Origin of the sequence: Streptomyces sp. NPDC058663, assembly GCF_042716745.1 — a bacterium.
Taxonomy (GTDB): domain Bacteria; phylum Actinomycetota; class Actinomycetes; order Streptomycetales; family Streptomycetaceae; genus Streptomyces.
Genome location: NZ_JBHXRV010000010.1, coordinates 120784 through 145025, shown reverse-complemented (window position 1 = coordinate 145025; position 24242 = coordinate 120784). Strand labels below are relative to the sequence as shown.

Below are 24242 nucleotides of genomic sequence, written 5' to 3'. Positions count from 1 at the left end.
GTCCTGGCCGGGTTGGGCCCGGCTTCGGGGGTACTCGCGTGCCATGACAGCCAGTGGAAGCGACAACCCGGACCGCACCGCCCCGGAATACCGGGACCGCGCCACCCGGGAGAGCCCGGACCGTACCGCCCCGGGGAGCAAGCGGATCCCCGCCCAGGAGAGCCCGGACCGCACCGTCCCGGAGCAACCGAACCACACCGCCCCGGACGATCCGGACGGGCCCGCCGCCGACGGTCCCACCGATCTGCCGACCCATTCCTGGTGGGCCGTTCTGCGGCGGACCGGGAAGGAGTTCCTGGACGACGAGCTGGCGGACCGGGCGGCCTCGCTCACGTACTACGGGGTGCTCTCCGTCTTCCCGGCGATGCTCGTGCTCGTCTCGTTGCTCGGGGTGATCGGCGAGTCCGCCACCAAGACCGTGCTGGACAACGTGCAGTCGCTGGCGCCGGGTGCCGTCAAGGACATCCTCACCCAGGCCGTGGAACAGCTCCAGGGCAGCAGCGGCACCAGTGGCGTCATCGCCATCGTCGGTCTGATCGCGGCGCTGTGGTCGGCGTCCGGGTACGTCGGCGCGTTCATCCGTACCTCGAACGCGATCTACGACATGCCCGAGGGGCGGCCGATGTGGAAGGTGACGCCGCTGCGGATCGGCCTGACCGTGCTGCTGATGGTGCTGTTGTCGGCCAGTGCGCTCATCGTGGTCTTCACCGGGTCCCTGGCCGAGTGGGCCGGCGAGACGATCGGTCTCGGGTCCGAGGCGGTGACCGTGTGGTCGATCGCGAAGTGGCCGGTGCTGCTGTTGCTGGTGGTGCTGATGATCGCGTTGCTGTTCTGGTCGGCACCGAACGTGCGCGGGCGCGGCTTCCGCTGGGTGAGCCCGGGCAGTGTGCTGGCCGTGGTGCTGTGGCTGGCGGCCTCCGGCGGCTTCGCGCTGTACGTGGCCAACTTCGGCTCGTACAACAAGACCTACGGCGCACTCGCGGGCGCCATCATCTTCCTGGTGTGGCTGTGGCTGTCGAACCTGGCGATTCTGCTGGGTCTGGAGTTCGACGCGGAGCTGGCCAGGCAGCGGGCGATCAGCGGTGGGCTGCCGGACGACGCGGAGCCGTACGTGGAGCCGCGTGACACCCGCAAGTGGCCGGTGAAGCTGCGCAGGGCGAGGGCCAAGGAGAAGGACAGGGAAAAGGGCAGGGAGAAGGACGGGGGCCGGGGCACCGGCCGGACGCGGAACACCACCGGCAGCTGACCGGATACCCGCGGGCGGCCCGGGCCGGTGGCCCCGGGTACGCGCGGGTGGCCCGGGGCCGGTTGTCCCAGGTACGCGCGGGCGGCCCGGGGCCGGTTGTCCAAGGTACGCGCGGGCCGCCCGGGGCCGGTTGTCCCAGGTACGCGCGGGCCGCCCATGCAGGAGGCTCCGCGCGTAACCGGTGCGGCGGGGGGCTGTGCCGCCCGGGCCCCCGCCCCTCGCCCCTACGCGGCGCGCCGCCTCAGGTAGACGGCCCACGTGACCGCCAGGCACAGCACGTAGTACGCGAGGAAGGCGAGGTAGGCCGCGTCGCCCGTGCCCTCCGAGAGGAAGGACTGGCGGAAGGCGATGTTGACGAGGACTCCGCCCAGTGCGCCGACCGCGCCCGCGATACCGATGACGGCGCTCGACCTGCGGCGGGAGCGGGCCGCCGCCTCCTCCGGATCCGCACCGGCCGCCATGTCGGCGGCCGCCTTGGTGTGGAAGATGTTCGGGATCATCTTGTACGTGGAGCCGTTGCCGACGCCGCTGAAGACGAAGAGCGCGACGAACCCGGTCAGGAAGAGCGGGAGCGAGCCGGACTTCGAGGCCAGCAGGACGAGGAGGGCGCCCGCCGCCATGGCCACGAAGTTCCAGAAGGTGACCCGCGCTCCGCCCCAGCGGTCGGCGAGCGCCCCGCCCACCGGGCGGACGAGCGAGCCGAGGAGTGGGCCGAGGAAGGTGAGGTAGGCGGCGCTGACCGCCGTCGGGAAGTCGGCGTGGAACTGGACCAGGAGCACCTGTCCGAAGGCGAACCCGAACCCGATGAACGAACCGAAGGTGCCGATGTACAGGAGCGCCATCACCCAGGTGTGCGGTTCGCGGGCCGCCTCGCGCAGGGCACCGCGGTCGTTGCGCAGGGCCGGCAGGTTGTCCATGCGCAGGGCGGCGGCGACGGCGGCGATGACGATCAGCGGGATGTAGATCAGCGGGACCAGGCGGGGGTGCGAAGCGCCCGCCGTGGCCAGGACCAGCAGGCCGAGCAGCTGTACGGCGGGGACGCCGAGGTTGCCGCCGCCCGCGTTGATGCCCAGCGCGCGGCCCTTGAGGTGCTGGGGGTAGAAGGCGTTGATGTTGGCCATCGAGGACGCGAAGTTGCCGCCGCCGATGCCCGCCACGGCCGCCACCCACAGGAGGGTGCTGTACGAGACGCCCGGTTCGAGGACGTACGCCGTCAGCAGGGCCGGGAGGAGGAGGGCGAGGGCGCTGATCACGGTCCAGTTGCGCCCGCCGAAGACCGCGACGGCGAAGGTGTACGGGAGGCGCAGGGCGGCGCCGAGGAGCGTCGGCACGGCCGTGAGGACGAACTTGCCCGCCGGGTCGATGCCGTACTCCGGGCCGAGGAACAGCACCAGCACCGACCACAGGCTCCAGACGGAGAAGCCGATGTGCTCGGAGAACACGGAGAAGAGGAGGTTGCGACGGGCGATCTTCGCGCCGGTGGCCGCCCAGAACGCCGGGTCCTCCGGCCGCCACTCCTCGATGGCCGGGCGGGACCTGCCGGGGGCCGGGGCCTGCGGGTTCTGCGGGTTCTGCGGATTCTGCGGGGTGCGGACTGAGGTGGTCATGGCCGCCTAACTTCCAGTGCCGACAGGGGAGTGGGTGGTGCGGACGGGCCAGACCGGCAGCGCCGCCGGTGAGCCGTCGGGGGCCTCCTCCTCGTCGAGGCAGGCACCGGTACGCAGGTCGAAGGCCTGCTTGTACATCGGGGACAGGACGACGGGGACGCCGCCGCGGGTGCCGAGGAGGCCGCGCGAGATGACGTGGGCGCCGCTGAACGGGTCGCGGTTGCCCACCGCGTGGACGGTTCCGGAGCGGTCCCGGTAGAAGGCGATCTGTTCGTCGCCGACCAGGGCGGCGACGCCCCGGCCCGGGATCAGGACGTCGTACGGGCAGACGGTGGTCCAGCCGTCGCCCGTGTTCACCTCGACCATGACAGGAGGGGCGGTCCGCGCGGGAGCTCCGGTGGTCTCGGCGGCCACGGCGACCCCGGTGGCCCCGGTGGCCCCGGTGGCCCCGGTGGCCCCGGCCGTCCCGGCCGTCCCGGCCGTCCCGGCGGACTCGGCGGTTTCGGTGGCGGTGGCGCTCATGCGAGGGTCCTCACTTCCAGGGTCGGGCCTGCCACCAGTGCGGCGGCGGTGGGCTCGGGGTCAGCGGGGCGGATCTGGTCGCGTTCCGGCACGAAGCGGATGGTGGGGTCCGGGGTGCCGGGCGCGTTGACGAAGGAGACGAAGCGGGCGAGGCGCTCCGGGTTGTCGAGGGTGGCGCGCCATTCGTCCTCGTACGAGGTGATGTGACGGCTCATCAGGTCGTCCAGGTCGGCGCAGATGCCCAGCGAGTCGTCGACGATGACGGCGCGCAGGTGGTCGAGGCCGCCTTCCATGCGCTCGATCCAGGGGGCGGTGCGCTCCAGCCGGTCGGCGGTGCGGACGTAGAACATCAGGAAGCGGTCGATGGTGCGCAGCAGGGTGTCGCGGTCGGCGTCGACCAGCAGGAGGTCGGCGTGGCGCGGGGTCATGCCGCCGTTGCCGCCGACGTAGAGGTTCCAGCCCGCCGAGGTGGCGATGATGCCGAAGTCCTTGCTCTGTGCCTCGGCGCACTCGCGGGCGCAGCCGCTGACCGCCGACTTGAGCTTGTGGGGGGCGCGCAGGCCCCGGTAGCGGAGTTCGAGCTCGATGGCGAGGGCGACCGAGTCCTGCACTCCGTACCGGCACCAGGTCTGGCCCACGCAGGACTTGACCGTGCGGAGCGACTTTCCGTAGGCGTGACCGGACTCGAAACCCGCGTCGACCAGGCGGCGCCAGATGGAGGGGAGTTGGTCGACGGAAGCGCCGAACATGTCGATCCGCTGGCCGCCGGTGATCTTGGTGTAGAGGCCGAAGTCGCGGGCGATCTCCCCGATGGTGATGAGGCCGTCGGGGGTCACCTCGCCGCCGGGGATGCGCGGGACGACCGAGTAGGAGCCGTTGCGCTGGAGGTTGGCGAGGAAGTGGTCGTTGGTGTCCTGGAGGGCGGACTGTTCGCCGTCCAGGATGTGGCCGGAGACGGAGTCGCCGAGTGCGGGGCTGAGGGAGGCGAGGACGGAGCCGACGACCGGCTTGCAGATCTCGCAGCCCTCGCCGGCGCTCTGTCCTGGCTGTCCGTGTTCGCTGATGAGCTGGGCGAAGGTGGTGATGCGCTTGACCCGTACGATCTCGTAGATCTCGGCGCGGGTGTGCGCGAAGTGCTCGCACAGGCCGGTGGAGACCTCCACGCCCTGCTCGGCGAGTTCGTCCGCGACGAGGGTGCCGAGCAGCTTCACGCAGGAGCCGCAGCCGGTGCCCGCGCGGGTGCACTTCTTGACGGCGGGCACGTCCGTGCAGCCGGTCTCGGCGACGGCGGCGCGGATCGCTCCCTTGGTGACGTTGTGGCAGGAGCAGACCACCGCTTCGTCGGGGAGTGCGATGGGGCCCGGTGCGGCGCCGATCGAGGCGGGCAGCACCAGTTGCTCGGGGGGCGCGGTGAGCGGGGCGCCGTTGAGGGCGAGCGGGCGGAGCAGGTCGTAGGACTCGGTGTCGCCGACCAGGACGCCGCCGAGGAGGGCGCCGTCGGTGCCGATGACCAGCTTCTTGTAGACGCCCTCGCGGCTGTTGGCGTAAAGGACTTCGAGGGAGCCCTCGGTGGTGCCCTGCGCGTCGCCGAAGCTGGCGACGTCGACGCCCAGGAGCTTGAGCTTGGTGGAGAGGTCGGCACCGGTGAACTCACCCGCACCCGCGGTGATTTGCGTGGCGGCCGTCTCGGCCATCGCGTACCCCGGGGCCACCAGTCCGTAGACCCGCCCGTCGACGGCGAGCGCACACTCGCCGATCGCCCAGACGGCGGGGTCCTCGGTGCGGCAGGCGGCGTCGACGACGATGCCGCCTCGCGCGCCGACCGGCAGGCCGCAGTCCCGGGCGAGCTGGTCGCGGGGGCGCACCCCGGCCGAGAAGACGACGAGGTCGGTGTCGAGGGTGGCGCCGTTGGAGAGCACCATGCCGCGGACGGCGCCTTCGGCGTCGGTCTCGACGGTCTGGGTGCCCGCGCCGGTGTGCACGGTGACGCCCAGCTCCTGGATCTTGTCCCGGAGCACGGCGCCACCGCCCTCGTCGACCTGGAGGGCCATCAGGCGCGGCGCGAACTCGACGACGTGCGTGTCCAGGCCCATCGCGCGCAGAGCGCCCGCGGCCTCCAGGCCGAGCAGCCCGCCGCCGACGACGGCACCGATCCGGGCGTGATCGGCGGCCGCCCTGATCGCCTCCAGGTCCTCGATGGTGCGGTAGACGAAGCAGCCGGCCGCGTCGTGTCCTGGGACCGGGGGCACGAAGGGGTAGGAGCCGGTGGCCAGCACCAGCGCGTCGTACCGGAAGACCTCTCCCGAGCGGGCGGTGACGGTGCGGGCGTCGCGGTCGATCGCCTCGGCCGGGTCGCCGAGCCGCAGGTCGATGCGGTACTTGTCGCCGAACTCGGCGTCCCACATGGAGAGTTCGTCGGCGGTGGTGCCGGAGAACCAGGAGGTGAGGTGGACCCGGTCGTAGGCCGGGCGCGGTTCCTCGGCCAGTACGGTGACCTGCCAGGCGGAGGTGCCGTCGCGCTCGGCGAACGCCTCCAGGAAGCGCTGGCCGACCATGCCGTGGCCGACGAGGACCAGGTGGCGGCGGGTCTCTGTGTCCGTCGATTCCTTCACAGGACGGCTCCTTCGGCTGGTGCGAGTGACAGGGCGGTTATGGGGGGTGCGGGTGGTGCGGGGGCTGTGGGTGGGACGGGGGCTGGAGGTGGAGCGGAGGGCATGCGGGGCGCGGAGGGTGTGCGTGGTGCGGGCGGGGCGGCCGGGACGAGTGCCGCGGCTTCGAGAGGGGTGAGGAGGTCGAGGGGGCGCGACGGGAGGGGCTCGCCGCGCTCGTAGGTGCGGGTCAGCTCCCCCACGGCGGCGAGGTCGCCGACGAGGATCGCGCCCACGAGCCGGTCGCCGCGCATCACGAGCTTCTTGTACGAGCCGTAGGCCCCGCGGGTGCCGTCGACGAGCCGCAGGGCGTCCCCGTCGGTGTCCTCCACCTCGCCGAACGCGGCGATCTCGAGGGCTCCCGCGGTGAGGCGGGCCACCCCGTGCACACCGGACCCGGTGTACAGGGCGTGGGGGTCGGCGCCCGAGAGGCGGGCGGCGAGTACGTCGGCCTGCGCCCAGGCGGGCCCGGTGAGCCCGTGGACGGCGCCCCGGTGTTCGGTGCAGTCACCGATGGCGTACACCCCGGGGGCCGAGGTGGCGAGGGTGTCGTCGACGACGACGCCGCGCCGCACCTCGATCCCGGCAGCGCGGGCGAGACCCGTGCGGGGGCGGACCCCGCAGGCGAGGACGACCAGGTCGCAGTCGAGGACGTGGCCGCTCGCGAGGGCGACGCCGGTGACGGCGGTGTCGCCGCGCAGGGCGCGGGCACGGTTGCCGGTGTAGACGGCGGCGCCCATGCCTTCGAGGGCGCGCCGTACGGTGGCTCCGGCCTCGTCGTCGAGGTGACGTTCCATCAGATGCGGTGCCTGGTGGACGATTTCGACGGGGATGCCGAGGGCGGCGAGCGCGCGGGCGGCGCTGACACCGAGGACCCCGCCGCCGATGACGACGGCCCGCTCGGCGCTCCTGGCCGCTTCGGCGAGGCGTACGCAGTCGGCGAGGGAGCGGAAGGCGTGCACGCCGTCCTTGAGTTCCCGGCCGGACTTCTCGCTCCCGGCCGCCTCCCGGCCACTCTCCTCGCCCCCCGCGTCTCCCGTGCTGTGCAGGTGGCGGATCGGCGGCAGGACCGGGTTCGCCCCGGTGGCCAGGACCAGGACGTCGTACCCGGCGCTCTCCCCGGTGTCGGTGCGCAGGGTGCGGGCGGCCGTGTCCACGGCCACCACCTCCGTGCCCGTCACCACGGCGGCTCCGCCGGCCGGGAGGGCCAGGGCGTCCGGGGTGTAGCGGCCGTCGAGCACTCCGGCGAGGAGGGCCCTGTTGTACGGGGCGTACGGCTCGTGCCCGTACAGGGTGAACTCGGCTGCGCCCGCGGGGGCTTGGGACAGGGTCTGGCGGGCGAGGCGGGCGGCTGCCATGCCCGCGCCGATCACGGTCACACGCAGGGGCGTCATGCCTTCTCCACCTTCACTGCGCACACCTTGAACTCCGGCATCCGCGACGTGGGGTCCAGCGCGTCGTTGGTGAGGGAGTTGGCACGGCCCTCGCCCGCCCAGTGGAACGGCATGAACACCGTGTCGGGACGGATCGCCCCGCTCACCCGCGCGGGCGCGGTGGCCCGCCCCCGCCTGCTCGTCACGGTGAGCAGCTCCCCTTCCGCCACGCCGATCCGGGCCGCCAGCCGGGGGTGCAGCTCGACGAAGGGACCTGGGGCCGCGTCGTTCAGCTCGGGGGTGCGGCGGGTCTGGGCGCCGCTCTGGTACTGGGCGAGGACCCGCCCGGTGGTGAGGTGCAGGGGGTAGTCGCCGTCCGGCTCCTCGGCGGCGGGCCGGTGCGAGACGTCGGCGAACCGGGCCCGCCCGTCGGGAGTGGCGAACCGGTCGAGGAAGAGGCGGGGCGTGCCGGGGTGGGGTCCACCCGGGCCGGGGTGGGGTCCACCCGGGCCGGGGTGCGGGCCACCCGCGCCCTCGCCCGGACCCTGGTCCTCCCCCGCCGGGCACGGCCAGAAGACGCCGTCCTCCGCCCTGATCCGCTCGTAGCTGATCCCCGAGTAGTCCGCCTGACCGCCCGCCGACGCCTCGCGCAGCTCCGCGAAGACCTCCTCGGGGTCGTACGAGAAGCCCTTCTCGTGCCCGAGCCTGGCCGCGAGCTCGTGCAGGATGTGCAGGTCGGTGCGGACCTGGCCGGGGGGCCGCAGCGCCGCGCCGCGCAGGATGACGCGGCCCTCCAGGTTGGTCATCGTGCCGGTCTCCTCCGCCCACTGGGCCGACGGCAGGACGACATCGGCCAGTGCGGCGGTCTCGGAGAGGACCACGTCGCAGACGACCAGCGTGTCCAGGGAGCGGATGCGTTCGGTGATGTGCCGGGCGTTCGGTGCGGAGACGACCGGGTTGGAGCCCATCAGGAACAGGGAGCGGACCCCGCCCTCGGTGCCGAGCGCGTCGAGGAGTTCGTACGCGGAGACGCCGGGGCCCGGCAGATCCGCGGGGTCGACGCCCCACACCCGCGCGACGTGGGCGCGGGCCGCCGGGTCGGTGATGGACCGGTATCCGGGCAGCTGGTCGGCCTTCTGCCCGTGCTCGCGGCCACCCTGGCCGTTGCCCTGGCCGGTGAGACAGCCGTAGCCGGACAGCGGACGCCCGGCCCGCCCGGTGGCCAGGCACAGGTTGATCCACGCACCGACCGTGTCGACGCCCTTGCTCTGCTGCTCGGGGCCGCGTGCGGTGAGCACCATGCCGGTGCCTGCGGCCGTGAACAGCTCGACGACCTGCCGCAGCTGGGCGACCGGCACCCCGGTCAGCGACTCCACCCGCTCCGGCCAGTGCTCCATGGCCGCCGCCCTGGCCGCCTCGTAACCGTTCGTGCGGGAGGCGACGAACTCCTCGTCGACGTGCCCGCCGGCGATCACCAGGTGCAGCAGCCCCAGCGCGAGCGCCAGGTCGGTGCCCGGCATCGGAGCCAGGTGGAGGTCGGCGAGTTCGGCGGTCCTGGTGCGGCGCGGGTCGACGACGATCAGCCGGCCGCCGCCCTCGCGCAGCTCACGCAGGTGGCGCACGGCGGGCGGCATCGTGTCGGCCATGTTGCTGCCGACGAGGATCACGCAGCCGGTGCGCGCCACGTCCTCCAGCGGGAAGGGCAGACCGCGGTCGAGGCCGAAGGCGGCCTTGTGCGCGGCGGCCGCCGAGGACATGCAGAAGCGGCCGTTGTAGTCGATGTGCGCGGTGCGCAGGGCGACGCGGGCGAACTTGCCGAGCAGATAGGCCTTCTCGTTGGTGAGCCCGCCGCCGCCGAACACGCCGACCGCGTCCCGCCCGTACCGGGTGGCCGTCGTGCGGAAGGCCGCCGCGACCCGGTCCAGGGCCTCCTCCCAGCCGGCCTCACGCAGCTCCCCGCCCTTCTCGTCCCGTACGAGTGGGGTGGTGAGCCGGACACCGGGTGCGAGGACGGCGGCCGCGCTGTGGCCCTTGCCGCACAGGGCTCCCCGGTTCACCGGGAAGCCGGGGCGCTCGGCGATCTCCACCGGGCCTGCGGCGTCGCCGGTGGCGCGCAGCCGCATCCCGCACTGGAGGGAGCAGTACGGGCAGTGGGTGTCGACGAGGGCGGGGGCCGGGCCGCCGGTGAGGGCCGCCGGGACCACCGGGAGCGTTGTCGGGGTCGCGTTCATGGGTCCTACCGTGGCCGTGCGCCGTTACGCGCCCGCATCCCTCGCGTTGCGCGGACGGTACGTATCGCTCACTTCCCGCAGGTCGGCGTGCGAGGCGCAGGACACACGCCCGTATCGCAAGCGGGCTTCACTCTCACTTCGGTGAGACGCATCCGTAACAGCGGCTTAACAACGTTCGGCCAGTGTCGGCGCATGACAGCAGCAGCGCCCGCCACCGAAGTCCCGCCGGAGGGCCCCCTCGTAGGCCTGACGGTGGGCGTGACCGCCGACCGCCGCCGCGACGAGCTGGAAACCCTGCTCAGCCGCCGCGGCGCACGGATCATCTCCGCGCCCGCCCTGCGGATCGTGCCCCTGGACGACGACGCACGCGTACGGCGCGCGACCGAGGAGTGTCTGGCGGCGCCACTGGACTACGTGGTGGCGACCACCGGGGTGGGCTGGCGCGGCTGGATGAGCGCGGCCGAGGGATGGGGCACAGGGGGCAGCCTCGTCGACGCCTGCCGGGCGGCGACGGTGATCAGCCGGGGCTCGAAGGCGACCGGCGCGATCCGGGCGTCCGGGCTGCGGGAGAGCTACGCCCCCGAGTCGGAGGCCGTCGACGAGATGCTGGCCTGGCTGCTGGCCAGGGACCTGGACGGCCGGCGGATCGCGGTGCAGGAACACGGGGCCACGCTCCCGGAGTTCACCGCCGCCCTGCGCGCACGCGGCGCGGAGGTCGTGGAGGTGCCGGTCTACCGGTGGGGCCCGGCCGCCGACCCGGACGCGGTGCAGCGGCTGGTCGAGGCGACGGTACGGGGCGAGGTGCACGCGCTGCCCTTCACCAGCGCTCCGGCGATCGAGGCGCTCCTGGGTGCGGCCGAGGAGACGGGCCGCCGCGAGGACCTGCTCGCCGTGCTGCGCACGGACGTCCTGGCGGCCTGCATAGGCCCGGTGTGCGCCCGCCCGCTGCTCGCGGCGGACGTGCCGTGCGTCTGGCCCGAACGCGGCCGGCTCGGCTCCCTGGTCCGCACCCTCGACCAGCAGCTCCCCGCCCGCCACCGCCGAGAACTCCCGTATCAGGGCGGTACGTTGGCCCTCCAGGGTACGGCGGTGACCGGCCCGTCCGGCACCGTCCACCTCACCCCGCTGCCCGCCGCCGTCCTGCGCGCCCTGGCGGAACGCCCCGGCACCGTACTGAGCAGGGCCGAACTCCTGCGCAGGGCCTGGACCCCGGACCCCGAGGCCCCCCGCCCGACGGACGAGCACACGGTGGAGGCGGCGGTCGCCAGGCTGCGGTCGGCCCTGGGTCCGTACGCCCCGCTGATCCGCACCGTGACGAAGCGGGGCTACCGGCTGGAGGTGGACCCCCGGTGAGCGCCCATCCGTACGGTGGCGGAGCGGGGCGCCGCCTGCTCGCGGTCCCGGTGAGCACGGCGACCGCACCGGCACCCCTCCCCCGTACGGCACTCCCGGCACCGCCCCTGCTGGCCGTCGCGCACGGCACCCGCGACCCCGAGGGCACCGCCGCCACCGAGGCGCTCCTCGGCCTGGTGCGGGAGCTGCGGCCGGGGCTCCGCGTGCAGCTGGCGTACGTCGACGTGGTACGCCCCGCCCTCGCGGAGGTCCTCGCCCGGCTCTCCGGCGAGGTCGTCCTCGTACCGCTCCTGCTCGGCACCGGGTTCCACATCCGGGCCGACATTCCCGCGGCGCTGGCCGATGCCCCGCAGGTCAGGGCACGGATCGCGGGTGCGCTCGGCCCGGACCCGCTGCTCGCGCACGCGCTCGCCGACCGGCTGAGCCAGGCCAGGGCGCCTTCCCGCGGCCCGGTCGTGCTGGCCTCGGCGGGGTCGTCGGATCCGAGGTCGCAGCGGGACACCGCGGCGATGGCGGGCCTGCTGACCGAGCACCTCGGCCGGCCGGCCGTCCCGTCGTACCTGTGCGGCGGCTCCCCCACACCGGCCGAGGCGGTCGCGGCGCTGCGCGCGGCGGGCCACCGCGAGGTGACGGTGTCGAGCTATCTGATGACCCCGGGCCACTTCGCCCGCAAGGCGGCGGCTGCCGCACGGGGACCCGAGACGGGGACGGGGCGAGGGACTGGGACAGGGACCGGGACAGGGACCGGGGAAACAGTCCAAAAGAGCAGGCCAGGGGCCGGTACGGACCCCGAAGGGACTGAAGGGACTGAGTCCCAAGTATGGGTAAAGTCGGTCGTCTCGGCGCCGCTCGGGGCGCACGAAGCCGTGGCCAGGCTGGTCCTGGCACGCTACGACGAAGCCGCCGCCGGCTGACGCGCGCTACCCGCTCCCATCTGTCTGGCCACTCCCGTCGCTCTTCCCGTCCCCGTCCCCGTCCCCGTCGTCCCTCGCGAGCACCAGTGCCGCGGCGTCGTCGCCGAGGCTGCCGCGGGTGTGGTGGGCGAGGCCGGTCAGGACGGCGTCCCTGACCGCCGTCGGGCAGGCGCCGAGGCCCTGGGCGTGCAGCGTCCGCCCGGGGTCGTAGAACTTCCTCGCGTCGTCGCGTGCCTCGGTCACGCCGTCGGTGACCGTGAGCAGCGAGGCGCCCGGCGGGAGGGTGCGGGTGACCGTCCTGAGCGGCCCGGTGAGCAGGTGGCTGAAGAGACCGAGCAGCGCTCCCGGCGGCAGCGGCAGTTCCCGGGCTCCGTCCCGGTCCACCTGCCAGGGCAGTACGTGGCCGCAGTTGACGAACCGGAGCAGACCGCCGGGGTGTGCCTCCACGATGAGCGCGGTCGCGTACCGGTGGTCGCCGGTGGCCTGCTGGCGGCGGGCGAGCGAGCGGTCCATCCACTGGGCGATCGCCGCCGGGTCCTCCTCCCGTTCGGCGGCCTCGCGGAACGCCCCCAGCAGCGTCACGGTCGCGTCGACCGCCGCGAGTCCCTTGCCCGCTACGTCACCGAGGACGACGCGCAGGCCGTACGGGGTCTCCAGCGCCTCGTAGAAGTCGCCGCCGACACGGGCGTCGTGCTCGGCCGCCTGGTAGAAGCCGGACACCCGGTAACCACCGATCCGCGGCGGAATCGGTCTCAGCAGCGCCCGCTGCACACCGCCCGCCAGGGAGCGCATGTGCTGGATGCGTTCCTCGCCGCGCCGTCGGGTCACGCATCCCAGGACACTGGCTGCGGTCACCCCGGCCATGCCGATCCCGGTGGTCAGCGGGCCGAAACTGACCTGGGCCGGCGGGTCGAGCCACAGGAACCCGAGCTGGGAGAGCCACGCCAGCACCCCGGACACGAGCACGGCCCGCGGGCCGTACGCGAGTGCCACGAGTGGGGGCACCGCGGCGAGTACGGGGCTGAACCGGAGACTGTCGCTGGTGAACAGCTGCGCGAGGACGGCCAGGATCCATACCGCCGCGGGCAGGATCAACGGCCACCGGTGCACCCCGGTCGGATCACCCGGGTCGGCGAAGGCGGGACTGGAGAAACGCGAAGGCATGCCAGGAGCCCCAGGACGGCTGGACGACGGTCGGGAGTTCCATACTCTCTTCCACCGCCCGAGGCCGCACGGGTCTTACGGCTCCACGCGCCGGGACCTTGGGCCCGCCGCCCCTGGAGGCCCGGCCCCGGCCGCGAGGGCAGGAAGCCCGGCTCCCCGCACAGCTTCGCGGCCGGCCGTACGGGGTTCCCCCCGCGCTCCCACGCGGTCAGGAGGTCACATGGGACGGGCGAGCAGCCGGACCTCGCCCGGCGGCCACTCCTCGTCGCCGCGCAGCGGATGCCACATGGTGGGCAGGGGCATGAGAGCGGGGCCCTGCGGCTGCTCCACGTGGACCTCGCGGCCGACGGCCCGCCAGCCGAGCTTCTCGTACAGCGGGACGAGGGGCGGCCGGCAGAAGAGGATCGCCCGCTCGGGGCCCATCGTCCGCGCGTGTTCCAGCGCGGCGCCGACGACCCGCCGTGCCAGGCCCCGGCCCCGTACGTCGGGGGCGACGGCCACCCCGCCCACGCCCACCACCTCGTGGTCGAGGCCGCCGATCGAGAGGGGCCGCTTCAGCAGGCCGGCGTGGGCGACGAGACGGCCGTCGGGCCGCACCAGGCCGAAGTGTTCCTGTTTCGGGGCCCACGTCAGGCCGGTGTCCGCGACACCGAAGGGATCGGGCTGGTCGCCGAGTATGCGGGTCTGGTCGGCCGGGTCGTACTGCGGCAGGCGTACCGCGGTGAGGTGATCGGTCATAAAAGCATGATCACCCGGCCGCCCCGCGCCGTGCGGCGGGCCCCCACCCGTCCTCGGTCGGCGCTCATTCCCGGGCCGTCTGCGCCGACACCCACTCCAGGTAGTCGGGGCTGCCCGCCGTGACGGGTACGGCGACGATCTCGGGGGTGTCGTAGTCGTGCAGCTCGCCGATGCGTGCGGTGAGGCGCTCCACGAGGTCGCCGCGCGTCTTGAGGTCGACGCGCCACTCCTGCGCGCGCACGACCTCTCCCTGCCACCGGTACACCGAGGAGACCGGGTACACCTGCGCGCAGGCGGCAAGCCGCTCGCCGATCACCTCACCGGCCAGCGCCTGGGCCTTGGCCTCGGTGTCGGTGGTCGTGGTCAGTACGGCGTGTGCGGGCCTGGTCGTCGTCATGGCGCGAGGGTACGTACGCGCCTGCCGGCCAGGCCAGCGGCGCCACCGCCAAATCGCCTGGCGGCGGGCGGCGGGAACCCGGTAGAAAGAGGCGCCATGAGCACTCCGCCGTCCGCCGCCCTCTCGTCCGCCGCGCCCGCGTCCGCCGGTGCGCCCGCCCCTTCCCGTACGCCCGCCCCTGCCTGTACACCCGCCTCCGCCGGTACGTCGGCCCCCGGTACCCCCGCCTTCGCCGGCGCCTCCGCGGCGGATTACGCCCCGGCACCCCAGGACTTCGTCCGCACCACCCTCGTACTCGACGAGCAGGTCGTGCTGCGGCCGTGGAGCCGGGAGGACCTCGGTACGCCGACCACGCTGGAGGGCCTGGTCACCGCTGCCACGGACCCGCAGACCGCCATGTGGAACCCCTTCCCGGCCACCGACCTCGCTGCCGCGAAGAAGTGGATCGAATACCGGGCCGACGGCTGGGCGAACGGAAACGTCGCCACCTTCGCCCTGGAGGACAACGCCGGGTGCCCCGGCGCCGAGGACGTGGCCCCCGGGCTGCTGGGCGCCCTCACCGTCCGCTGGACCGACCGTACGCAGGGCGTGGCGATGATCGGCTACTGGCTGCTGCCGCTCGCGCGGGGGCGGGGCCTGGCCGCGCGGGCGACCACCGCCGCGGCCGACTGGGCGTTCCGCACCGCGGGGGTCCGCCGGATCGGACTCGCGCACGCCGTCGAGAACTCGGCCTCCTGCCGGGTCGCGCGGCGCTGCGGCTTCACCCTGGAGGGCGTCCTGCGCGCCTCGTACCGGTTCGGCGACGGCCGATACCACGACGAACACCTGCACGCCCGGCTGGCGACGGATCCGCCGGCCGCCGCTCACGACTGAGCGGGCCGGGGCCGCGGGGTGGCGGTGGCGGGGTTCCGGCGGTGGCGGGGTCTGCCGCGTTCCCGCTACGGGTTCGAGCGGGCAGGCGCGCACCGCGTTCCGGCTACGGGTTCGCGGTGGCGAGGGCCGCCGCGTATCCCTCGCGGACCGCGACGTCGGTGAGCCGCCAGCCGGGGACGTCGCCCGGTCGCACGCCGGCCCCGACATAGGTGGCGTCGAGGGGGACGGCCAGGCCCGTTCCGGTCCCCTTGAGGTAGGCCTCCTTGCGGCACCAGCACCGGCCGAACGCGGCCAGCCGGGCGGCGTCGTCCGAGGCGAGGGCGGCGAGTTCGGCGCGCTCGCGGGGGTGCAGGACGCCGGCCACCTCGTCCGCCTGGCCGGTGTCGGTGAGGAGTTCGACGTCGATGCCCACGGGGGTCGGCGCGAAGGCGAGGAGTACCAGGTCGCCGCTGTGCGAGAGGGAGAAGTGGAGGTCCGAGCCGGGGACGCAGGGGCGGCCGTGCGGTTCGGGGCAGAGCGGACAGGGCTCGCGGTCCAGGACGACGTCGGCGGGTGCCTGGCCGAGGTACGCGCCGAGCAGATGGCGCAGGCCGATGTGGGCGGCGGCGTAGCGCTCCCGGTCGACGGGCCTGCGGAAGTCGGCGTGCCGCTGGCGTTCGGTGGCGTCGAGCAGTTCCAGGGATCCTTCGGGAGTTCCTGCACCGTACTCGGCGATGCCCAACTGCCAGATCTCCACGCCTGCTTGAGGACGTACAAGGCTTCCCGTGAACGGGCCGGGGCGCAGTGTGCGCGGCACGGCGTGGGGCCTTCCTGCCTCGGCGGGTCCGTCCTCGTGCTGCGCGGGGCGGGCTCCGGGAGGTACGGGCGGCATCGGGCGGGCCTCTCTGGTCGATCGGTCGGGGCTCGGACGACGCGCGGCGGCGGACGGCTGCCGCGCTCGCGGCGGAGCCGTACGAACCAACCGCACACTTTAGTGGGTGCCGTCCCGCGTGCGGCTCGGGCAGCCGTCCCGCGTGCAGCTCGGGCAGCCGTCCCGGCGCGGGGAAGGGTGCCTCACTCGCGCGACGCGACCCCCTCCCCACTTCATAGCCATTCCGGCCGGTCCGTACCCCACTCGCTCACCGAGCGGCTCCAGTTGCGAGGGGCGCCTTGGTAGCCGACGGGCGGCAGGGCGTGGTCGAGGGTGCCGTACGGGGACTCGGCGGTGGCCATCCAGCGCTTGGCCTCGTAGCCGCCGCGACCGCTGCCACGACCGCTGCCGGAGCCGGGTCCAGGGCGCGGGTCCGCCCGCAGCCCGTGCATGAGCCAGGACGCCGTACCCGCGAGCGAGTACCTCAAGTGGCAACCCTGCGCACTCTCCTGACGCACCGTCAAAGCCCGCAGCACGCCGGCCGCGACGAGGTATCCCGTGCCGTGGTCGAGCGCCTGGGCGGGCAGGGCTCCCGGCCGTCCCCCCGGGCCCTCCCCCTCGATCGACGCGATTCCCGTCCCCACCTGTACGAGGCTGTCGAAGCCGCGCCTGGCCGACCACGGCCCGGTCCAGCCCCAGGCACACAGCTGGGCCACGACCAGTCCGGGGCGGCGTTCCAGCAGTGCCTCCGGTGCCAGGCCGAGGCGGTCCAGGGCACCGGGGCGGTACCCGGACAGGACGACGTCGGCGGAGGCGAGCAGGCGCTCGAAGGTCTCGCGGTCGTGGGGCGCGGTGAGGTCGAGGAGCGTGGAGCGTTTGCCCATGCCGGTGTCGGTGTGGGTGTCGGCGTCCTCGCGGAGGCCGGGCGGGTCGACGCGCAGTACGTCGGCGCCGAGCAGGGCGAGGGTGCGCGCCGCCACCGGCCCGGCGAGTACGCGCGTCAGGTCCAGGACCCGTACGCCCGCTGCCGGAAGCGACGCCTGCGGCAGCCGCCTGCCCCCGGCGGCCGGCCCGGAACGGCGCTCCACGAGCGGCAGCACGGGCGCCGCACCGGACGACCCTACGGAGGCGGGTGTGGAGGTGGGGGCGAGTGTGGAGGTGGGGTCAGGGGTACGAGCGGGTGCCGGGGCCAGCGCCACGGCCAGGCCGCCGGCCGCGTAGACCGCTTCCTGCACCTGGTGTGCCGTACGCGTCGCCAGTTCGGCGGCGAGCACGCCGGCGAGGGCGTGGCCGTCGCGCGTGCCGTCGTCCGGGATGCCGAGGGCGGTGAGCAGGCGGGCCCGGTGGTGCGGGTAATTGGCGTGGGTGCGCACCCAGCTGTCGGCGGTGCGCCAGAAGCCGGACAGCGGAGCGAAGTTGGCCGGGGCGCGGCCGTCGATCCGCAGCAGGCGCTCACTGTGGAAGGCGGTGGCGACGGCCCCCTCCGAGATCCGCACGGCCGGCACCCCTGCGGCGCCGCGTGCGGCCACCAGTTCGGCGGCGGCCAGCGAGCAGGCGCCCACCGCGGCCCGCGCCAACTGCCGCACCGGCAACCGGGCCGGCAGCACGTCACCCGCGTCCCGCTCGTACGCCACCTTCGCCACGAGTTCGGGCGGCCCGCCGAGAGCGGCCCAGGCCTGCGCCGTCGCCGCGTCGCACTCGCCTCCGCGACCGCTGTCGCACGCGCCGCCACCCTCGCTGTTCGTCATCGGGCCAGCATGCAACACCCGGGGCACGGCGGACCGGCAAGTGTGAGCCAGTTATCAGGAGCCAGTGGCCGGGCGGCTGCGACCGGCCCCCTTGCGCGCGAGGGTGCGGGCCGGGGCGAGCGGGGTGCGCTCACAGGGCGTACGCAGCGCACCGGGCGCACATGCCATGCCCCTTCAGCCGATGGGCCGGCGGTGCTCGATCGGTTGCGCGGCCAGCAGGTCGCAGCCGGTACCTCAGTCGGTATCGCGGCCGGGGTCGCGGTCGGTGTGCAGCACCCGGAAGCGGCCCGGTTCCGCCGGGTCCCGGTCCGCGACCTGGAGGGGGGCCCGGGCCCACTGCCACACGCTGACGCCCGGTACGCGGGTGAACCGGATACGCCCCCGGGTGCCTTCCACCACGACGTGCGGCCACGCCTCCCCCACGGCAGCCCGGTCCGTGCCGTACGTACGCAGCACCTCGGCGAGCACGGCGATCGTGTCGTAGCCCTCGAAGGCGACGAACGACGGTGCCACGCCCAGCCGCTCGCCCAGAGCCAGCCCGACGCGTGCGCCCAGCGAGGTCGGCCGCTCGGGCAGATAGCGCAGGAACGGGATCGCGGTGCCGTCACCCCCCAATGACGCCTCCCACTCTGCGAGTTCCGGCTGTCCGGCCGGGGCGCCCAGCAGGACGTGGGCCAGGCGCCGGTCGCGGCGGACCGCCCGGACGATCGGAACTGCTGGTTCCGGATGGCCGACCAGCAGGAGGAGGGCTGTGGCACGGCTGTCGGCGAGCGCGTCGCAGAGCGCCCCGGGGTCGAGTGCGCTCATGTCGAGTTCGACGACAGCGCCGCCGTGCGCGGTGAGGTGGTCCCGCAGGATGCGGGTCCCGGTCGCCCAGTAGACGCTCGGCTGGGTCGCCACGGCGATGTGACGGTGACCGGCGCCGAGCAGGAAGTCCGCGTAGAGCCGCCAGCCGCGCGACTGCGGTGGGGCGAGCCGGGCGACCGTTCCCCCCGTGCCAGTCTCCGTTCGACCAGGAAACGCCCCCCCGCGCCGGCTGCTCGGTGAGTACGTCGAGCACCCCCGACGAGCAGAGGTACGGCAGACCGAGGGCATCGGCCCTGGTGGCAGCGGCGCGGGCAACGACACTGTGGTACTCCCCGGCCAGGGCTGCCACGCCCAGACCCGCCAATTCCGTGACGGCCGCTTCGGCCCGCCGCGGATCGGCCGCGGTGTCCCTGACCACCAGTTCCAGCGGCCGTCCGCCGATCCCGCCCGCGTCATTGACGCCGCGGGCGGCGAGTTCGAGCCCGGCGAGCAACTGCCGTCCGGCTTCGACCCAGCCGGGCCGGGTCAGCGGAGCAAGAGCGCCGATCCGGACGGGCGCGGGTGCGGGTGCGGGTACAGCCTCCAGCGACGTCGGCGACGAGGGGGACGTCGAGGACGAGGGTGACGCGGGGGACCAAAGCGAGGAAGGTGGCGTGTGCATGCCGGTCATTGCATCCGGCACCCCGCCCACGGGCAATCGGTTATCCGTTCCCCGGCGGCTGTCAGGACCCGGTGAGTAGCGCGTCGAAGAAGTCCTCGCGCGCGGCGGCGTCCGCCACGAACCGCAGGCTCATCCGATGGTCGGCCGCCGGGAACACGAGCCGGGTGTAGTGCGCGTCCGAAGCGGCGAGGGCCGCGTCGACCGCCTCGGTGACGGCCGGCGGGATCACCGCGTCGACGGCCGGGGTGGCGAGCACGGCGCGGACGGAGCCCGGCAGTGCCCGGAAGACGTCCAGAGCAGGGGACTTCCGCCAGCTGTCCGGCGTACGGATGATCTCCGTGAAGCCCGCCCCGAACCGCACCGGCCACGCCTCGGCCCCGTACACCGCGGGCGCGCCGAGCCCGATGGCGGCGACCCGGGGCCCGTAGTGCGCGGCCAGGTCCGCGACGGTCTGGCCGCTCATGCTGAAGCCGACGAGCAGGAGACGGGAGCGGGCAGGGGCATGGCGGTCGATGAGCGTCCGGGCCTGCTCGAAGCGGCGTTGCAGACTGAGTTCGCGGAGCTGTCCGGTACTGGCGCCGTGGCCGGAGAAGTCGAGGGCGAGGGCGCGGTGGCCCCGGGCGGCGAGGTGGGTGGCGAGGATTCCGGGACTCTGCTTGTCGCCGTTCCCGGCGCCGTGGAGGAGTACGGCGGTCAGGTCGGAGGGCGCGGAGGCCGGGTGCGAGTGGGGTCGCGGGTCCGGGGGGTCTCCCGCGGGTACGGCCTCCGTACAGCTGAGGGCCTCGCCGTCGCAGGCAAGGGTGAACTCCCCTACGGAGAAGCCGAGTGGGGCGGGCCGCCGGTCCGTGGCCGGTACTTCTGTCATGTCCGTCATACGGCCCGCACGATACTCGCCACCGCCCGGACCCGCCCGGGCTCGGCCCCTGGACTCGACCGGACCCGCCCGGATTCAGCCGGACCCGCCCCGAACCCGGCCCGACTCAGCGGAACCCGCCCAGACCCGCCCGGGCCCGCCCGGGCTCGGCCCCCTGGGCTCGGCCGGACCCGCCCGGACTCAGCTGGCCCCGCCCGGACCCGGCCTGACTCGGCCGAAGCCTCCCGGAGTCGGCCCGACTCAGCCGAACCGGCCCGGACCCGGCCCGACTCAGCCGGCCTCGCCTAGACTCGGCCGGATGACCGATGCCGCTCCGACCGTAGCTCCCGTGGTCGTCGCCCCCTCCCCCGCCTGGGACGCGCAGGGAATCGCCCTCGCCGACGAACTGCGCACCGCGCTCGCCCCCTTGGCCATGCACGTCGAACACATCGGCAGCACCGCCGTCCCGGGCATGGCGGCCAAGCCGGTCTTCGACCTCCAGATCGCAGTGGCCGATCTGGCGGCGGCCGAGCAGGCCTTCGCCGGACCGCTCGCCGCCCTGGGCTTCCAGCTCTCCCGCCACCGGCACGACCACGTACCCGCCGGACTGGACGACGATCCGCAGGAGTGGACGAAGCGCCTGTGGACCCGGCGGCACGACGACGTCCCGCCTCCCACCGGATCCCCGGCACCCGCCGAGGTCCCGGCACCCGCCCCTGCCCCGGTCTCCGCCACGGACATCAACCTCCATGTGCGCCGCCTGGGTTCGCCCAACGAACGCCTCGCGCTCCTCTTCCGCGACTGGTTCCGCGCCCACCCGGAGGCGGTCCCCGCGTACGCCCGCTTCAAGCGGCTCCTCGCGGACGCCGTCCAGGACACCGGGGTGTACGCCGACGTGAAGGACCCGGTCGTCGACCTCGTCATCACGGTCGCGGAGCCGTGGGCCACGGCCACGGGCTGGTCGCCGTACGGCAGTTGAGTGCCATTCTGCCCTTCCTCCGCAACGTCACGAAGGCGGAACTACGCGAGAGCGCCTGATGCCCGGAGCGCATCCAGCCAGGCGGTGCGTGCCGTCTCCCACTCCTGCCCGCATGCGGCGGCCCGGGCGGCGGGGAGCAGCTCGGCCGGGGGTGCCACCAGTGAACGGTGGCGCGCCGGTGCGGCCCCGTACACGTAGCAGCGCATCGCGGCGGCCCGGTCGCGGTCGGAGGAGTGGTCGTCGTCCGCGGCCTCCTCGTACACCTCGGCGGACGCCTGCCACGCCGCGGCGGCGGCGAGCAGCTGCCGCTCGCCGGTCACCCCCTTGCGCAGCAGCATCAGGGCGGCGAAGCGGTCGGCGGCATCCTCCTCGTTGCCGGGCGGGGTCAGACCGAGGACGTCGACGAGAGCGTGGGCGGACTCGTGGAAGAGCGATTCGAGGAGTACGGAGCGCACGTCGCCGTCGGCCGGACGGATGCCGCCGTTCCGCAAGAGCGTGCGGGTCTCGTCGACCTCGTCGTAACAGATCTCGATGCGCCGGGCCTGCGGGTCGTACGAGGGCCCTTCCCCGTCGCAGGACCTGACGACGAGCGGCACCGGCTCGCGCTGCCCCCACCGTACGAATCCGGCCAGCGCGGTGGCGGCCTCCTCGACGGTCCGCCCCGCGCGCAGGAAGTCGGCATCGCGCCGGTCCGCGGCGCTCGCCGGGGCCTCGTACCTGACGGCGAGCACCGGAGCCCCCGGCGGCGCGGAGGCCTCGGGCCGACCGGAGGGCACGGACTGCGGAGGGGCCTCGGAGCGCGGAGAGTGCGACGCCCCGGGCCCCTGCCCCCGCCTATCGGCCTGCTGCCCCTGCCCATCGGCGTGCTGCCTCTGTCCCTGTCCCTGCTCGTGCGGCCTCTGTCCCTGGCATGCGCAGACGAGGGCAGCCAGTGCGATCACCGCCGCCGCGCCTCGCCATACCCGCCCACGGAACCTTCCGGCCGATACACCGCGCTTCCCTCCCGCGCTCCCACCCTTGCCCTCGCCCGAACACATGCGGCAATCCTCGCCGATCCTCCGCCCTCTCTCACACACTCGGCGGGCCGCCGGCCCCCGGACATGCGGATGCCCCACGGCCGGGGGGGGTGGGCCGTGGGGCATCCGGGGTACCCGACAGGCCGGGGGGATGTGCCTGTCAGCTCGGGTCGTAGAGGCTTCTGCCCTGCCTCCTGGGGGGCATTCACGCCCGGGGAAAGAAATTTCCGGGAGGCGTGTGGGGCGGGGTTCGTGCCGTGTGACGGGGCCTTCCGTCACTCCTCGGTGTCGATGCCGGAGAGCGCGGCAGGGCCCATCGGTGCGTTGTCCGGAGTCAGGCCCGCGGCCTGCAACGCGGCGGCCGCGATCCTGCGGGCCTCCGTCTCGGCCTCCTTGGTGGTGGCCGCCTGGACTTCGAGGCGGATGACGAACGTCGAGTTCTCCTCGTCGAGGGTGAGCCGGTCCAGATCCTCGGTCTCGCCGAGGGTGGTGTGGCGCGGGTCGGCGGGACTCAGCTCGGCCAGCAGCCGGGTGTGCGCGGCGGGTGTGAGCTTGTCGAGCAGAGTGCCGGGGAGGGTGACTACGTAGGTGGTCATCCTCGCAACGTACCCGGCCGACGCGGGAGGAATCACCGGAAACGGCCCCGGTGGGGCGGGCCGGACCGGGGGACGGTGCGCGCCCGGTGCGGCACGCCCTGTGAGGGGTCCGGTACGGCACGGGCCCGGCCCGGCAGTCGGCTTCGGAGCTGACTGCTGGGCCGGGGCGGCGGGGCGGGCGGTCGGCCGTATCAGCGAACCGTCCGGACGCGCAGACGAACGGACCGCCTAAGCGAACTGGCCGGGCTCGTAGCTGCCCGCGGGCGTCTGGATGATCACGTTCACCCGGTTGTAGGCGTTGATCAGCGCGATCAGTCCCGCCAGCGCGGCGAGCTGGTCCTCGTCGTAGTGCTTGGCGGCGTTCGCCCACGCCTCGTCGCTGACACCTCCGGCGGCATCCGCGATACGGGTGCCCTGCTCGGCCAGTTCCAGCGCGGCACGCTCGGCGTCGGTGAAGACGGTGGCCTCGCGCCAGGCGGCGATCAGGTGGAGACGTACCGAGGTCTCGCCGGCGTGTGCGGCGTCCTTGGTGTGCATGTCGGTGCAGAAGCCGCAGCCGTTGATCTGGCTGGCACGGATCTTGACCAGCTCCTGCGTCGCGGCCGGCAGCCCCGACTCCGACAGCACCTTCCCGGCAGCGTTGAAGTGCTTGACGAGCTTGCCGGCGAGCGGGTTGCCGAAGAGATTCAGTCGGGCTTCCATGGTGGGCTCCTCTGCCGTTGTCAGGTGGGTACACCCCTTCGACGGACCGGCCGGCGCGGATGTGACACGCCTGGATGTGACCTGCGTCTCCCGGTGCGGTCCGGCCGTATGCGGCCCGGCTGACGGTGGCTGCGCGGCCACCCTCCCCCACTGCCTCGGCCGATGTAGTCCCCGGGTTGCTGCCCGGCCGCCTCCGATGTCGCGTCCGGGACGGTCCGCCTGCCATCGTGTCCCGTATGGCCTCCGATCCGACCTCCCCCACCCCCGGCCCCTCCCCTGGTCGCGCGCCTGTCAGGCACCGTGAATCCGGCGCCTGGCTGAACCGGTACGCGGAGCGGTTGTACGTGGTGTGCCCGCGGTGCGGTGGGCGGGCGGTCGTGGTGCCCCGCCCGGGTCTCCCCCCTCTGAAGTACTACTCCGAGCTGATGTTCCGGCCGAGGCGGCTGATCTGCGGCGGGTGCGGCCCGCTGGCCGAGTGGGCGGCCCCGGTGCGGGGCGCGGGGCTGGTCGGCGTGACGCTGGGCGGCACCGAAGAGCCCTTCTTCGGCAGGCCGTTGTGGCTGCAGACCCGGTGCGCGGGACGGGTGCTGTGGGCATACAACGAGGAGCACGTCGAGGCGCTGGCCGCCTACGTCGGGGCCCGGCTGCGCGAGCGCGGCAGGGCGGGGTCGGGAACCAGGGCCATGGTTCCCCGGCTCCCTGCCTGGATGAAACGGGGCGAGAACCGCGCGGACGTACTGGCGGGCCTGGCGACCCTGCGCGCGGCGACGGACCGCACGGCCCCCGCCGACCGCTCCGACGCGGCGCACGCGCACGGGGACCGGCCCCGGCATCACGGCTGCCTGTACTTCCGGGGCGGGGCGTACGAGAACGAGTGACGCGGGCCGGACGGGACGCCGGGAGGAAACAACGACACCCCTCCCCCAGCCCCGAGGAACCGCCTCGCCCCTCCCAGCCCGGAGGA

20 protein-coding genes and 1 pseudogene are annotated in these 24242 nt (G+C 74.1%); 6 read left to right on the top strand and 15 right to left on the bottom strand.

Going from position 1 to position 24242, the window contains the following annotated elements:
• Positions 1 to 43 precede the first annotated feature (43 nt).
• Positions 44 to 1246 (top strand): YihY/virulence factor BrkB family protein, encoded by a 1203-nt coding sequence (locus ACFWVV_RS10080; protein WP_384348086.1) that lies wholly within the window; start codon positions 44 to 46, stop codon positions 1244 to 1246.
• A 224-nt stretch (positions 1247 to 1470) separates the two neighbouring features.
• Here the strand turns inward: ACFWVV_RS10080 and ACFWVV_RS10075 are convergent, their stop codons facing one another.
• From ACFWVV_RS10075 to ACFWVV_RS10055, 5 genes are read right to left on the bottom strand one after another with little or no spacing between them, the layout of a single operon-like run.
• Positions 1471 to 2853: a nitrate/nitrite transporter gene (locus tag ACFWVV_RS10075; protein ID WP_384348089.1), complete on the bottom strand. Its 1383-nt coding sequence runs from the start codon at positions 2851 to 2853 to the stop codon at positions 1471 to 1473.
• A gap of 6 nt (positions 2854 to 2859) precedes the next feature.
• A complete protein-coding gene (gene nirD / locus ACFWVV_RS10070) occupies positions 2860 to 3375 on the bottom strand; it encodes a nitrite reductase small subunit NirD (RefSeq protein WP_384348091.1) in 516 nt (171 codons plus the stop codon).
• The gene (nirB, locus tag ACFWVV_RS10065; RefSeq protein WP_384348321.1) at positions 3372 to 5930 is read right to left on the bottom strand and encodes a nitrite reductase large subunit NirB; all 2559 of its coding nucleotides are present in this window, start codon (positions 5928 to 5930) and stop codon (positions 3372 to 3374) included. Before nirB ends, nirD begins: the two co-directional genes overlap by 4 nt.
• A 53-nt stretch (positions 5931 to 5983) precedes the next feature.
• Positions 5984 to 7417 carry an NAD(P)/FAD-dependent oxidoreductase gene (locus ACFWVV_RS10060; protein ID WP_384348094.1) on the bottom strand — a complete coding sequence of 478 codons (1434 nt, stop codon included), beginning with the start codon at positions 7415 to 7417 and terminating at the stop codon, positions 5984 to 5986.
• Entirely contained in the window at positions 7414 to 9627 is a 2214-nt protein-coding gene (locus tag ACFWVV_RS10055; RefSeq protein WP_384348097.1) for a molybdopterin oxidoreductase family protein, read from the bottom strand. Before ACFWVV_RS10055 ends, ACFWVV_RS10060 begins: the two co-directional genes overlap by 4 nt.
• A 192-nt stretch (positions 9628 to 9819) precedes the next feature.
• Here ACFWVV_RS10055 and ACFWVV_RS10050 point away from each other — a divergent pair, with 192 nt between their 5' ends.
• Together ACFWVV_RS10050 and ACFWVV_RS10045 are read left to right on the top strand one after the other, a co-directional pair.
• Complete coding sequence (locus tag ACFWVV_RS10050; protein ID WP_384348100.1) at positions 9820 to 10980, top strand: uroporphyrinogen-III synthase; 1161 nt, start codon at positions 9820 to 9822, stop codon at positions 10978 to 10980.
• The gene (locus tag ACFWVV_RS10045; protein WP_384348103.1) at positions 10977 to 11894 is read left to right on the top strand and encodes a sirohydrochlorin chelatase; all 918 of its coding nucleotides are present in this window, start codon (positions 10977 to 10979) and stop codon (positions 11892 to 11894) included. The genes ACFWVV_RS10050 and ACFWVV_RS10045 overlap by 4 nt, the downstream gene beginning before the upstream one ends.
• Before the next feature lie 6 nt (positions 11895 to 11900).
• Here the strand turns inward: ACFWVV_RS10045 and ACFWVV_RS10040 are convergent, their stop codons facing one another.
• The 3 genes from ACFWVV_RS10040 to cutA form a co-directional block, all read right to left on the bottom strand.
• A complete protein-coding gene (locus tag ACFWVV_RS10040; RefSeq protein WP_384348106.1) occupies positions 11901 to 13058 on the bottom strand; it encodes a PP2C family protein-serine/threonine phosphatase in 1158 nt (385 codons plus the stop codon).
• A gap of 216 nt (positions 13059 to 13274) precedes the next feature.
• Entirely contained in the window at positions 13275 to 13796 is a 522-nt protein-coding gene (locus ACFWVV_RS10035; RefSeq protein WP_384348109.1) for a GNAT family N-acetyltransferase, read from the bottom strand.
• A 64-nt stretch (positions 13797 to 13860) separates the two neighbouring features.
• The gene (gene cutA, locus ACFWVV_RS10030; RefSeq protein ID WP_384348112.1) at positions 13861 to 14193 is read right to left on the bottom strand and encodes a divalent-cation tolerance protein CutA; all 333 of its coding nucleotides are present in this window, start codon (positions 14191 to 14193) and stop codon (positions 13861 to 13863) included.
• 96 nt (positions 14194 to 14289) lie between these two features.
• Here cutA and ACFWVV_RS10025 point away from each other — a divergent pair, with 96 nt between their 5' ends.
• The gene (locus tag ACFWVV_RS10025; RefSeq protein WP_384348115.1) at positions 14290 to 15066 is read left to right on the top strand and encodes a GNAT family N-acetyltransferase; all 777 of its coding nucleotides are present in this window, start codon (positions 14290 to 14292) and stop codon (positions 15064 to 15066) included.
• A 103-nt stretch (positions 15067 to 15169) separates the two neighbouring features.
• Here the strand turns inward: ACFWVV_RS10025 and ACFWVV_RS10020 are convergent, their stop codons facing one another.
• From ACFWVV_RS10020 to ACFWVV_RS10005, 4 genes and pseudogenes are all read right to left on the bottom strand, one after another.
• Positions 15170 to 15802, bottom strand: a complete 633-nt coding sequence (locus tag ACFWVV_RS10020) for a 4'-phosphopantetheinyl transferase family protein (protein ID WP_384348118.1) — start codon at positions 15800 to 15802, stop codon at positions 15170 to 15172.
• A 347-nt stretch (positions 15803 to 16149) separates the two neighbouring features.
• Positions 16150 to 17664: a CoA transferase gene (locus tag ACFWVV_RS10015; RefSeq protein WP_384348121.1), complete on the bottom strand. Its 1515-nt coding sequence runs from the start codon at positions 17662 to 17664 to the stop codon at positions 16150 to 16152.
• 234 nt (positions 17665 to 17898) lie between these two features.
• Positions 17899 to 19132 (bottom strand): annotated as a pseudogene (locus tag ACFWVV_RS10010) (ABC transporter substrate-binding protein).
• Between the two features lie 61 nt (positions 19133 to 19193).
• Positions 19194 to 20006, bottom strand: a complete 813-nt coding sequence (locus tag ACFWVV_RS10005) for an alpha/beta hydrolase family protein (protein WP_384348124.1) — start codon at positions 20004 to 20006, stop codon at positions 19194 to 19196.
• A gap of 298 nt (positions 20007 to 20304) precedes the next feature.
• Between ACFWVV_RS10005 and ACFWVV_RS10000 the strand changes: the two genes are divergently transcribed.
• Positions 20305 to 20964, top strand: a complete 660-nt coding sequence (locus ACFWVV_RS10000; RefSeq protein WP_384348127.1) for a GrpB family protein — start codon at positions 20305 to 20307, stop codon at positions 20962 to 20964.
• A 41-nt stretch (positions 20965 to 21005) separates the two neighbouring features.
• On the opposite strand, the gene ACFWVV_RS09995 is transcribed toward ACFWVV_RS10000, so the two are convergent.
• From ACFWVV_RS09995 to ACFWVV_RS09985, 3 genes are all read right to left on the bottom strand, one after another.
• Positions 21006 to 21695, bottom strand: coding sequence for a DUF4344 domain-containing metallopeptidase (locus ACFWVV_RS09995; RefSeq protein ID WP_384348129.1), 690 nt, complete (start codon positions 21693 to 21695; stop codon positions 21006 to 21008).
• A gap of 560 nt (positions 21696 to 22255) precedes the next feature.
• Positions 22256 to 22576 (bottom strand): hypothetical protein, encoded by a 321-nt coding sequence (locus ACFWVV_RS09990; RefSeq protein ID WP_384348131.1) that lies wholly within the window; start codon positions 22574 to 22576, stop codon positions 22256 to 22258.
• A 228-nt stretch (positions 22577 to 22804) separates the two neighbouring features.
• Positions 22805 to 23278: a carboxymuconolactone decarboxylase family protein gene (locus tag ACFWVV_RS09985; RefSeq protein ID WP_384348133.1), complete on the bottom strand. Its 474-nt coding sequence runs from the start codon at positions 23276 to 23278 to the stop codon at positions 22805 to 22807.
• 425 nt (positions 23279 to 23703) lie between these two features.
• Here ACFWVV_RS09985 and ACFWVV_RS09980 point away from each other — a divergent pair, with 425 nt between their 5' ends.
• Positions 23704 to 24156 (top strand): hypothetical protein, encoded by a 453-nt coding sequence (locus tag ACFWVV_RS09980; protein WP_384348136.1) that lies wholly within the window; start codon positions 23704 to 23706, stop codon positions 24154 to 24156.
• Positions 24157 to 24242 lie beyond the last annotated feature (86 nt).